The sequence below is a fragment of the Megasphaera sp. DISK 18 genome, assembly GCF_001682955.1.
Taxonomy (GTDB): Bacteria; Bacillota; Negativicutes; order Veillonellales; family Megasphaeraceae; genus Megasphaera; species Megasphaera massiliensis.
This window is the reverse complement of sequence record NZ_LUGJ01000048.1, coordinates 1-12375: the sequence shown is the minus strand read 5'-3', so window position 1 is coordinate 12375 and position 12375 is coordinate 1. Positions and strand designations below refer to the sequence as shown.

The 12375-nt window shown below is 36.6% G+C and carries 8 protein-coding genes; 1 reads left to right on the top strand and 7 read right to left on the bottom strand.

Going from position 1 to position 12375, the window contains the following annotated elements; all coding sequences use genetic code 11:
• Window positions 1-13: 13 nt before the first annotated feature.
• The 3 genes from A0U42_RS09865 to A0U42_RS09855 all read right to left on the bottom strand — a co-directional run bounded on the left by A0U42_RS09865 (window position 14) and on the right by A0U42_RS09855 (window position 6619).
• Window positions 14-1933: a sigma-54-dependent Fis family transcriptional regulator gene (locus A0U42_RS09865; RefSeq protein ID WP_065360830.1), complete on the bottom strand. Its 1920-nt coding sequence runs from the start codon at window positions 1931-1933 to the stop codon at window positions 14-16.
• A 419-nt stretch (window positions 1934-2352) separates the two neighbouring features.
• A complete protein-coding gene (locus A0U42_RS09860; protein ID WP_065360829.1) occupies window positions 2353-3192 on the bottom strand; it encodes a DUF4357 domain-containing protein in 840 nt (279 codons plus the stop codon).
• A gap of 349 nt (window positions 3193-3541) precedes the next feature.
• The gene (locus tag A0U42_RS09855) at window positions 3542-6619 is read right to left on the bottom strand and encodes a type I restriction endonuclease subunit R (RefSeq protein ID WP_065360828.1); all 3078 of its coding nucleotides are present in this window, start codon (window positions 6617-6619) and stop codon (window positions 3542-3544) included.
• 52 nt (window positions 6620-6671) lie between these two features.
• Here A0U42_RS09855 and A0U42_RS09850 point away from each other — a divergent pair, with 52 nt between their 5' ends.
• Entirely contained in the window at window positions 6672-7316 is a 645-nt protein-coding gene (locus tag A0U42_RS09850) for a restriction endonuclease subunit S (protein ID WP_083122524.1), read from the top strand.
• Here A0U42_RS09850 and A0U42_RS09845 read toward each other — a convergent pair.
• The 4 genes from A0U42_RS09845 to A0U42_RS09830 form a co-directional block, all read right to left on the bottom strand.
• The gene (locus tag A0U42_RS09845) at window positions 7313-7861 is read right to left on the bottom strand and encodes a restriction endonuclease subunit S (protein ID WP_065360826.1); all 549 of its coding nucleotides are present in this window, start codon (window positions 7859-7861) and stop codon (window positions 7313-7315) included. The two genes, A0U42_RS09850 and A0U42_RS09845, sit on opposite strands and share 4 nt — an antisense overlap.
• An 11-nt stretch (window positions 7862-7872) precedes the next feature.
• Window positions 7873-8853, bottom strand: coding sequence for a site-specific tyrosine recombinase/integron integrase (xerA, locus tag A0U42_RS09840; RefSeq protein ID WP_065360825.1), 981 nt, complete (start codon window positions 8851-8853; stop codon window positions 7873-7875).
• A gap of 112 nt (window positions 8854-8965) precedes the next feature.
• Window positions 8966-10075 (bottom strand): restriction endonuclease subunit S, encoded by a 1110-nt coding sequence (locus A0U42_RS09835; protein WP_065360824.1) that lies wholly within the window; start codon window positions 10073-10075, stop codon window positions 8966-8968.
• Window positions 10076-10240: 165 nt separating this feature from the next.
• Window positions 10241-11764, bottom strand: a complete 1524-nt coding sequence (locus tag A0U42_RS09830) for a class I SAM-dependent DNA methyltransferase (RefSeq protein ID WP_065360823.1) — start codon at window positions 11762-11764, stop codon at window positions 10241-10243.
• Window positions 11765-12375: the final 611 nt, after the last annotated feature.

The window sequence follows — 12375 nt, the reverse complement described above, 5'->3', positions numbered from 1 at the left end:
GATAGCTTCTTTATTATTGACGTATGTTTTCTATTTTTATATTGAATTGCTCCATTTTTTTATATAATGTGCTCCGGCTGCACCCTAGCAGCTGCGCCGCTTTAGTTATATTAAATCGGTTAATAGTCAACGCCTTGATGATATTAGTTTTGCTCCACTTATCAAACATGACAGTTTCCGATAGACTCCTTTTATCCAAAACACGAGGAGAAAATGTCGCAACAATATCTTCCACAGTCATATCGCTTTTTAACAATACACAGCACCGTTCTACAATATTCATCAACTGTCTGATATTTCCAGGCCATTCAAAGCCCTTTAAAATACCTATAATTTCCCGAATTCGCTCTTGATACACCCTATACTCAATCCCCAATGAACTGTGGAAAAACTCTTCACATAGTAAGATATAATCATTTTCTCGTTCTTGTAATGATGGAATATACAAGGTCAGCACCGCTAAGGCGTACATCAGTTCGGCAGACATTGTACCTTCTTGTACAGCTTGAACGGGATCTTCTTTAATTGATGCAATAATCCGGACGTCGACAGGTATGACGCGATCGCCCCCAATTCTTCGAACTTCCTTAGATTTGATAATGCCAACCAGTATATTCTGCAATTCTATCGATGCATCACCAATCTTATCTAAAAAAACTGTTCCACCATGTGCTAATTCAAAAACCCCTGGTTTGGAAATTTCCTCGTCCGCTACAGGCGATGTTTTATCATATCCTAATAATTCCATCCGTAACTGAGGAGTGGTGTAATTCGTACAATTGACCGTTATAAATGGCTCTTTTCGTCGGCTGCTTGCATGATGAATACAGTGGGCAAACATTTCCTTGCCTGTACCTATATCACCAGTCAATAACACATTAGAATTGGTCTTAGCATATCCTTGTGCAATATGCACTGTTTGTTGAAAAATCTTAGAAATACCAATCATATCCGCAAATCGATATCTAGAGGTCTGCCCCTTTTTACGCAAATTAGTTCGAATCTTCAATTCACTGACTTGAATGGATTCAATATCCCGAAAAGTAGCGACAACCCCTTCAATCTGATTATCTATCATAATCGGCACTCGATTCGTACAAATAATCGTATTGCCAATTTTCATCAATTCGTCCAATTCCGGCTGTCCATTGCGAAGCACGGGTAATAATTTAGTTTCTTTCAATACGTCTTCAATATACTTCCCCTCATAAGGGCTATTTTGTAATGGTAAGATCTCTTCTGCCTGTTTATTAACAACGACAACCTTACCGTCTTTATCTATGGCGATAATTCCATCATGAGTATAATTGAAAATCGCTTCATAACGAGAAATTTGTAATTGCAATTGTTTATGACGGCTTTCATTATCCAAGATAGAATGGAGAAGTTCTGTTGCCGAAGACAAGGCAATTTCTATATCTTCATAACTATTTTCAAGAACTATATAATTTAGGCCAAGCAATTCCGCATATTTCCCACTAATAACGCCACCCACTCCGATGGCACAACCATCTTTCATTGCCTCTATAACAGCTGGCTTAGCGGATTCATCACCACTAAACCGATAGTAACGCGCATCGATATCAGCCAATGTACAAAACGCCTTAACCTTATCTGATATATCTTGTACAGAGAAAAAAGCGACAGGTCCTTGCGTGTTTTTTAATTTTTCTAAAACCTCAACATAGCTACTAGTACTTTGCTTAATCTCAACAAAAGGTATATTGAATCTCTCACGAATAATATATGCCATACCACCTCGGCTTATAATGATTTTTACGCCATTCTTAACCGCTTTCTCCACAGCATCATCGACATTTTCTACTAAAATGGTTTTAGCATCAATGGTAAAATTCAAACCTCGTTCTGATATAACCTTCTGAGCCCTGTCCGTTAAATTATCAGAAGGTGACAATAATAAAATTTGAATCATAGTAGCTCTCCATAACATTACCTATATTTTACTTGCATTTTTCATATCATATTATAACATGATTTAGATGCAAAGACAGTCTGCCAAATACATTTTACAATCACATTCATCACCGAACTTAAGCTACAATCAAGGATGGATATTTTATAGTGAGTCTATCATAATAGATATCTCTATTTATGCTTCTTTTTATATATCCGAATTCACTATATAATCAACCTATTTTTATTTTGAAGGTCAATCACATAGTAAATAAAGATTCAGATATTGCAAAGAAACTAGCCTGCAATGTCTGAATCTTTTAATCATATCTTTTATTTCAACTTACCTACAGGATAGGTTCAACCTAAATCTTTTGACGACCTTATCCATCCTTAACTACTCTTTGTACTAAAAGACTATCGCGTATAGTACCTACCTCAAGATTCATGAGATTCCCTGTCTTTAATGCTCTGACCATCCGGATACAACCACATAATTCGACCATTCGCACTCCCTCCGACGATGCAGGCAGCAGCCGTAGAAGGGCTGTCGAAAGCTACATCCTCGACGAAGCATCCATTTTTAATTTTGTTCTCAGAGATCAGCATTCTTCGACGGTTATAGATAGAATTAGGGCACGACGGGCGTTCTACTGCACTGAAACTGGAGCCCTTGCAGACGACAAAGCGATTCCCCGCAATATAAGCCGTTGCCGCGACCTGTCTACTTGCAAGATGAAGAATTTCTATATCTGATTTACTGTGCGTATAGCCAAAAATCCCATTGGGAAATACATCAAGATAAAATTCGATATCTTGAATATAATTTTCACAAGTATGTATCTGTCCTCCGTTAAGATGATAATGTCGTTTCCTAAACGCCCTCGTACAATTCACTTTTGTAGGACTCGTAGTCAAGCACTTTTTAAAGTACTTATGTGCATATTCACACATGGCATTTTCAATGAATTGCAGCTCATTACTACTGATATTCGGATCGGCAAACTTGCACCCTAAAACAGTATGCCACGATGAATCGATGTCGCCTGAATGCGTATTCAAAATTCTTCTTTGAATCGTATCCAATCCCGTCTGTCCAACATATACCGCCTCGGATGCAACAAGGAGCAAATAAATACCCGGCCCATTTAATTCATTTTCATAGTCCTTTATATTTTCTTTTTTGACTTTAATTACGGATATTTTCGATGAATCGCTGCTCATCGTAACGGTGCCCTCATAAGTACCATCCGCTAAATATATTTTTAGGCCGCGCATTGAACAATCACTCCTTGAATTACATTGCTTAGACTGATTTGCTTCTAAATGAATAATTAGAGTATGAAATTACAGAATCGCTGCCTAAAGATTTATCCTCTTCTTTTCGAGCATTTCGTTAATTTCAAAAATAAAATTCTCACTCCAAGAAGCCAATATACATGAATAGCCCTATCCTGTGGATTTCATAAGGTCTGACTCACAAACTGATTTTCAAAGAAGAACCCTTCCGGTGACTGGTTTTGACATTTTTGATCGACGACTCAATTCTTTTGTTTAATTATCCGTTCTTATAGTATAACAAAAAAGTTCTTCATTCGATAAATTCAATCAAAAGCTCCACTCACCATTACCCATTTAAATTATCTGTCCACATTTCACATTGTTGAAGGACTGTTTTCATGGCATCAGCCATTCCTTCCGGTGGATAACGATATTTGTGAAGCAACCGCTTAACCATCCGTCGCATACTAGCCCTTGCAGATTCTTTCAAATTCCAATCCACAGTTCTGGATTTACGTAAGGATTCCGTAAGTTCTTTTGTAATAGCCACCAATTGGTCATTCGTATAGAAATCCTTAACGGCCTCTGGCCTTGTTAATGCGTCATAAAAAGCCAACTCCTCATCGGTTAACCCCAGAGCATTTCCTTTACGATTTGCACTCGCCATATCTTGAGCCATTTTCATAAGCTCTTCGATAACTTCCTCATTGGTAAGCATGCCATTGAGGTAAGAATGCATTGATCGATTCAGCATATCAGAAAACTTTTGCGCTTTAACAAGGTTAGTTCTTCGATACAAATGGACTTGCTCCGCAATCAATTTTTTAAGGATTTCAATCGATAAGTTTTTTTGTGGCATCTTTGAAATTTCCTGCAGATATGCATCATTAAAAAGATTAAACTCCTTATTTGCATCCGTGAACAAATTAATGATGCCATCGCTTTTAACAGCCTGCCGCATCAGTTCATTAATTTGACGATTGATTTCATTTAATCTTAAAGGATTCTTGCCTTCTAGTTTGGTAAGCAAAGAACGAACGGTTTCAAAATACACCTCTTCCCTTCGTTCTTCTGCCGTAGCCAAACTTTTACTCAGAGAAAAAGCTTGTTTCATAATCAGAGATTCTTTTAAAAAGTTTTTCTTTGTGTCTTCACAATCAGGATGGACCATAAAATCCACACCATCACGAATAAGTTCTGCACGCTTTAAGTCGCTTTCCGTTGTCAAAAATTCACGATAATCAAATCCATAAAATAGTTCACGGCAAACCTGTAATTTCTCCTGGAATTTTTTATAAGCAGAATCAGAAATATCCATATTACCGTAGTTTTTCTTATCTCGATCTGTATATTGATTCATCGCAGCCTTAAGTGCAGATGCAATGCCAATATAGTCAACAATAAGGCCACCGGCTTTATCCTTATATACACGATTAACTCGCGCAATTGCCTGCATAAGATTATGACCTCTCATAGGTTTAAAGATATACATCGTCGACATAGACGGAACATCAAAGCCGGTTAGCCACATATCAACGACAATGACAATTTTTAATTCACTATCGTTATCTTTGAACTTATTTGCCATTTCTTCTTTATGCGCCTTATTACCAATGATAGGCTTCCATTTAGCCGGATCCTGGTTATTTCCCGTCATGACTACAGCAATCTTTTCTTTCCAACTTGGTCGAAGTTCTATCATCTTATAATAAATGGACATGGCAATAGACCTTGAGTAACCTACCACCATTGCCTTCCCTGATTGTTCATGTTGCCTATAAGTTTCATAGTGGTCAATAATATCCGTACAAAGAGATGTGATAACCTCATCTCTATCAAGAATGCTTTCTAACCTGCTCAGATTTTGCTTACTTTTTTTGATGGCCCCCGGTTCTGCTTCATCAGCTATTTCCGCATACTTTGCATCAATTTGATCAAGTACCTTTTGGTCGAGATTTAATTTAATAACGCGGCTCTCATAATAAATAGGAACCGTTGCCCCATCTTCCACTGCCTGCGTCATGTCATAAACATCAATATAATCGCCAAAAACTTCAATCGTGTTTCTATCTTCCAGTGCAATCGGAGTTCCAGTAAAACCGATATACGTAGCCTCAGGAAGTGCATCGCGAACTTTTCGTGCATTACCTATAGAAATCTTCCCCGTCTTAGGATTTATTTTTTCTTCAAATCCATACTGACTTCTATGTGCTTCATCGGTCATGACTATAATATTCTTTCTTAAAGAAAGAGGCTCATCTGTTTCTTCAAATTTTTGCATCGTAGTAAATATAATACCATTTGCTACTCTGCCATTCAGCCAATCCATCAAGCCAATCAAATTGGGGAAAGTCCTTTTATCGTTTTCAGATAATTTTCTCTTATCCGCATGAACAGGGGTTTGACGCAAGAAGTCCTTACATTTACTAAACTGCGCAAAAAGTTGATCATCCAGATCATTACGGTCAGTTATAACAACAATAGTAGGACTATTTATCATTTGTTGGATCAACTGGGCATAAAAAACCATCGAAAGAGATTTACCGCTTCCTTGAGTATGCCAAAATACGCCACCTCTCCCATCGCCAGTTTTACCACTAGCTCGCATTGTAGATTCAACAGCTTTATGTACAGCAAAGTATTGATGATAAGCTGCTAAGATTTTAGCCGCTCCACCGCTTTCTTTTGAAAAGCAGATAAAATTATGAATAATATCCAAAAATCTTTTTTTCTCAAACATACCTCGAAACAGCGTTGTGAAATCAGCTAATTTCGTATTTTCATAGTTTCCATCAATCGTTTTCCATTCCATAAAGCGATCAAGACTCGCAGTAATTGAACCGGCCCGGGTTTGAGATTGATCACTAATGATGCAGAATGCATTGAAGATAAATACACTTTCTATTGACTGCATGTAATTTTGAATCTGGAGATAGGCATCTTCTATGGTGACTTCTTCATCCTTTGGCGATTTCAATTCCATTACGACAACAGGAAGACCGTTCAAAAAAATGACAACATCAACCCTTTTGGTTTCATATTCTTTAAAAGTCCATTGATTCGCCACAATAAAACTGTTGTTAGAAATATTGTCATAGTCTACTAACTTCACTAATGTTGATTTTGTTTTCCCATTATCCTGATAAGAAACGGATACACCATTTTGGAGGTAGTCCATGAAAACTTCGTTTTTAGTAACTAAAGCTCCCGCTTCATAAGTTTTTATCTTATAGATGGCCTCATCAATTGCCTGCGACGGCAATTTAGGGTTGATAATTTCTAACGAAAATTTGAGTTGATCTTCCATAATCGGATCAGTAAAATCACGCGAAAAATCAGGCCCATAACAATATGTATATCCCATAGTTTCAAACAATTCTATAATAGAATTTTCATAACTTGACTCTGTATAAGAAGATTCCATAGTACATCCCCCCATTTCTCATAATTTAAAATTAATCAGTCATAATATATAGATAAACAAGAATTTATTTATTCAAGCTCAGTCTCTATATCGTAGTCGTTTTATTGATTTCTACCCGTTTAATGGTGCTCTTCCTAAGAGTTGGAACGTTAGTACTGTTTCAGAAATTATCGATTTTCATGATTCAAAAAGAATTCCTCTATCAAATCGAGAGCGTGCAATGCAGAATAAAATTTATCCTTATTATGGAGCCGCTTCTATAGTGGACTATGTAGAGGGATATCTTTTTGATGGTATTTACCTTCTTCTTGGTGAAGATGGGAGTGTTGTAGATGACAAAGGTTTTCCTGTTTTACAATACGTAGAAGGAAAATTTTGGGCAAATAACCATACTCATATAATTACAGGAAAAAATGGATTCTCTACTGAACTTGTATATTTACTATTTAGCCTTACTAATATGACTTCCGTGGTTACAGGCGCTGTTCAATCAAAAATTAGCCAAACAAACCTAAACAAAGTCCCTGTGGTAATTCCCCCCACAGAGGAATTAAAAAATATGAACGCTATAATACAACCTTTCTTTTCTATGATTCGTAATTTGAGAAAAGAAAGTGGTAAGCTTGTAGCGATTCGTAATTCTTTATTGAAAGAAATCATGTCTGGTGAGATTGATATTTCTAGCGTTGATATCTAAACGGTGCATAAATTCTTGTTTATCTTTTCATTTTCTTCTATTTTATCATCTAGGATTGACAGTATAGATGATATCTTTCTTTGTTCTTCTTTTGATTTAGGAATTTGCACTTGTATATTGCGCATGATTTTCCCAGAGATTTCCTTAAAAGTAGTACCTGACCCCATACCTTCAAATTTTTTTCGATTAGCTACTAATAAATAATAAAGAAACATATAGTCTACACTATTATTAGGTACAACACTTTTGAAACCTTGATTCGTGCATAGTTCATTTTCAGCTATTGCAACATATCCAATTGGTGCTCTTGACGAAAAAAGGATAGAATTTTTTGGAATCAGTTGCGTGGAACAACTATGAAATCCAAGTTGCGTTATATTTCGCTCACCATATGAGATATACCTTCCGGACCTTCCAGCTAAATCTTTAGGGGTGATCCAAGGTATTGTCCCATTCTCATAGTACTCATTGTTTTTGGTAGAAGGAGTTGCTCCACCTACCACCTTTCCCAAATCGTCTATTGTGCAAGTTATCCAATGACTCATCGTCCCACTTCCTATCCAATATATTTTTTATGTGCTAATTTCACATTACTCTGTTTCACCATTGCATACTGAAGCGTTGTATCAATTCGTTTATGCCCAAGTAGTTGCTGTAATTGCTCAATAGGCATGCCTTTATCAATTGCCTTCGTCGCTAAAGTCCGCCGGAATTTATGGGGATGAACTTTTTCAATATGTAATATTTTACCAATCACTCTAACTCTTGACTCTACGCCACCGATGGTTAAGCGATGGAAGGGAGCCTTTAAGGACACAAAAAGGGCTTCATTGTCATCAAGCCGATCTTCAAGGTAAGCTTTTAAATGTATTTTTGTCCGGGCATCAAAATACACGATGCGTTCCTTATTTCCCTTACCGAGAACCTTACATTCTCTTTCGTTAAAATCGATATCTCCCCGATTGAGCAATACTAATTCACCAACACGCATCCCAGTCGAAGCCAATAAATCAAGTAATGCTAAATCTCTTTTCTCTTGACAGCTATCTCGCATTTTCTCCAACTCTTCATCGCTGTATGTTTCCTTAATGCTACTTACCGTCTTAATCTTATGGATACGCCGAATAGGGCTCTTGATCAAATATTCCTCATCTTCCAACCAAGAAAAAAAGCTCGATAAAATCCGGCGTACATTATCGATCGTAGTGCGACTGAGTTGATTTTGCTTTTGATAATTTGTCAAATACTCCCGCAAATCTTCCGTCATCATGTGTATTACTTCTTTTCCAATTTCATTTATCATACGACCTATCGTATTTTGATAGTAAATCAAGGTTTTTGTTGAACAACCTTCAATCCGCTTTGCATCTATAAATCGCTGCAACATCACCTGGCTACTCACCGGAGTTTCGTCCGGATATCCATTGATATAATGGGCAAGTACAGACTCCAGTGTTTTCTGTAAAACCTTCATCTGCCCATTATCTAAGATTGGCAGCATTTGTTGCATTACATCATTCTTAATCATATTTCTCATAATGTCATTCTCTCCTTTTATAAAAGTTCCAGAGAACGACATCAACGGCAGTTCCGCCAGTTATGATGCTCCTGCCGTTGGTAGGAGTTATAAACAAGAATTTATGTGTAGTTTAGATAGTGATATGCGAGATATTAATATTGCCAGATATCAGCTTTGGCAACAAAGAGTCACGCATTGATGATAATACTTTAGATTCCTTATTATTTTCAGCAATTAGTCTATAGTAAGGCTGAACTTGATTTTCAAATGCTTTGAGAGTTTTCTCATCGGGAATTGCAAGCTGAATAGCGTTGAGGATCTTTGTAGTCATACTTGGAACGGCAGAACCAGTATTCATTGCTTCCATATCTTTAGTTCTTAAAAAATGGAAAATGAATTTTGCCGTGTTCGAATGGCGCATCTTAGTATAGAACATCGTGTCTACTGACCAGAAGGGCTCATTTATATATATGATATTGTTTAAAGTTCCTTTTCTAGGAATCAATACCGATTCTTGGTCATATAGGCATTTATCGACATACCTCATTATGCCACCAGAACCATATACGGGAACATTGCCAGCAGCAAGTTTGTTGTGGTTTTTCCCATAACAAACTTCAATAAGTTCGGACAACATACCTTTTTTCCATGTGGGATCAGCATCAATTATGAATGTCTTGTTATAAAAAGCATTTAGCTGCTCCTCTAAATTCTTGTTTATATATTTATTGATTTCAATTTTTTCATCAAGATTTTTCAAAATAGAAGCCACTTTATGCTGTTGATCAAGTGGCAAGATTTTAATAGGCAATCCCCGGATTATTTTCATAGGAATTGTGCGCTGTGTACTTCCATGAGAATAATTCATTACCTCATTTTTGAACTCTTTACTCCTTATAATCTGAAATAAATAATCTGGATCTATATTTTTTCGAGGTGTGATCTTGGCAACATTCGGAGCGAGGTGATACTTACCTTCTTCTCTAATTTGAGCACATTCTCCTAATGTCCCCGTATAGGACAAGACAATATCATTGACATGAAGTTGACTTCTCGGGAGTACATCAGCGACATGCCTAGAAATTTTTTTTACATCATCGAGCTGAAGACATCCATCCTTCAGATTTAATGCTCGAATTGCAATTATTTCGCCATCAGGTATATATTCCATATATTTTGTAAATTCAAATCCAGCAAGTTTAGTGACTTCCCCCACATCGTTTAGCAATACCTGTTTCATAATTCTAAATTCCTACCTTATAATATTTTATACACTACTTTATAATCTTTTTCATCCATTACATCAGTGTTGAAGAATAGCTATGTCTACATTTACTTTTCGTATACCTTTAAAAATTTCCCATTAATCAAAATCAACAATATCCAATATTTCATTCCCTTGCCTTTAGATACGGTATCCAATAGCCCCCAATTGTTTTTTGATTTCTTCTTCCAGCTCATGAGATTTTTTAAACATTTCCGCCAGTTCAGACGTCAACCGCTTCATTTTATCATCAAAGGGTTCTCCGTCATCTTCTTGTTCTTCAATACCGACATAACGACCGGGTGTCAAAATATAGTCTTGTTTTGCGATATCTTCCGTTGTAACGGTTGCACAGTATCCCTTTTTATCGTCCAAGTTTCCAGCAACAAAGTCATTATATGTCTTAGCCAGTCGTTGGATATCTCCTAGTTTTTCGGGATCCCTACTATCCGACAATTCACGAAGTTTTCTTGAAACCATCGTTCCCATCTTACGTGCATCAATAAAAAGTGTCTTCCCTTTTTGTTTTTTCTTCTTATTTAAGAACCAAAGGCAAACAGGAATCTGTGTCGTATAAAAAAGTTGTGCCGGCATGGCAATAATACATTCAACAAGATCAGCATTAATGATATTTTTACGGATTTCACCTTCACCACTCGTAGTCGATGACAAAGAACCATTGGCCAACACCATGCCAATTCTTCCTTCCGGTGCCAAATGCCAAATCATGTGTTCCATCCAAGCAAAGTTAGCATTACTCGCGGGTGGCATACCATACTGCCAGCGTTGATCTTCCTTTAACTGATCTGCTCCCCATGCACTGAGATTGAACGGAGGATTTGCCATAATAAAATCCGCTTTCATGGTAGGGTGTTGATCATTGAGAAATGTATCCTCTGGAATATTCCCTAAATTTGTATCAATCCCACGAATAGCCAAATTCATTTTTGCCATTTTCCAGGTAGTCGGATTACTTTCCTGTCCAAATACAGAAATATCGTTGATTTTCCCTTGATGGGCTTCGATAAACTTTGCAGACTGTACAAACATACCTCCGGCACCGCAACAGGGATCGTATACTCGGCCTTTATAAGGCTGCAATATTTCTACAATAGTACGGACCACACAAGACGGGGTATAGAATTGTCCGGCATTCTTACCTTCTTGTTCTGCAAAATTCCTCAAGCAATATTCATAAGTTCGTCCGAGAACATCTTTTTCATCAGAACCATCCAATTTTATCTTGTTTGTAAAAATATCCACGACTTCGCCCAATCGTCTTTTATCAAGTTCCGGACGGGCAAAATTCTTTGGTAAGATATCTTTCAAGGAGCTATTTTCTTTTTCTATAGCCGTCATTGCCTCATCAATGACTTTTCCTATTTCCGGTGTATGTGCAGCTTCTGAAATGTCTTCCCATCTAGCTCCTTTAGGGACATAAAAAATATTCTCTGATACATATTCATCTCTATCATCTTCAAACCCTTCGCCTTCTTCAAGAAGGGCTTTATACTTTTTTTCAAAACTATCAGAAATATATTTGAGAAAGATAAGGCCCAAAATAACATTCTTATATTCGGAAGCATCCATATTTCCCCGCAGGACACACGCAGCATCCCACAGCTCTTTTTCAAACCCTATATCAGCCGTGTTTATGTCACTCATCTATTAATTCTCCTTCATCCTATAAAATCAAATTTCTTATTTTAAACCTTATTCATTTTTTCATACACCGCTTCACTTTCCATCATTGAATGAAACAATTTATGTCATTAACTATTTACATTATATCATAAATATTAATTGTCTTTTTTTGAATTGATAAAATTTTTGAACAAATATCGGATTCGTTGCCAACTTTTCGCAAAATACCATCTCCATTTTTATTCATAATCTTTAAGTCTGTTGATTACGTCAAAAGCTCTATCATTTAGAATTCCAAATATAGGGTAAGTAAAATAAAAAAAACGACCTGCTGCGATAATCTTATACACTAAGTATGCAAACGGTAAGAATTACGGTTTCACCTAATAATATTCTTCTCATGAAAAAAGGATGTCCCATAACATTAGCCACGAAACATCCTTTTTATTCGAAGTCAAACGATGATATTATTTACCTTCGAAAATTGGTTTACGTTTTTCTCTGCGAAGTCCACCACAACTTTTCCATAACGGTCAATATCTTTGAAGACCAAGTCAAAGTTTTTTAGAAGATAAGTAAGCTCTCATTCCAAAATATTCCCACAAATAGAATAAAGGTTCTATAATAAATGT

Coding starts and splice junctions, on each gene's coding strand:
- A0U42_RS09865 (WP_065360830.1), bottom strand. CDS start 1,933: ATGATTCAAATTTTATTATTGTCACCTTCTGATAATTTAACGGACAGG.
- A0U42_RS09860 (WP_065360829.1), bottom strand. CDS start 3,192: ATGCGCGGCCTAAAAATATATTTAGCGGATGGTACTTATGAGGGCACC.
- A0U42_RS09855 (WP_065360828.1), bottom strand. CDS start 6,619: ATGGAATCTTCTTATACAGAGTCAAGTTATGAAAATTCTATTATAGAA.
- A0U42_RS09845 (WP_065360826.1), bottom strand. CDS start 7,861: ATGAGTCATTGGATAACTTGCACAATAGACGATTTGGGAAAGGTGGTA.
- xerA (WP_065360825.1), bottom strand. CDS start 8,853: ATGAGAAATATGATTAAGAATGATGTAATGCAACAAATGCTGCCAATC.
- A0U42_RS09835 (WP_065360824.1), bottom strand. CDS start 10,075: ATGAAACAGGTATTGCTAAACGATGTGGGGGAAGTCACTAAACTTGCT.
- A0U42_RS09830 (WP_065360823.1), bottom strand. CDS start 11,764: ATGAGTGACATAAACACGGCTGATATAGGGTTTGAAAAAGAGCTGTGG.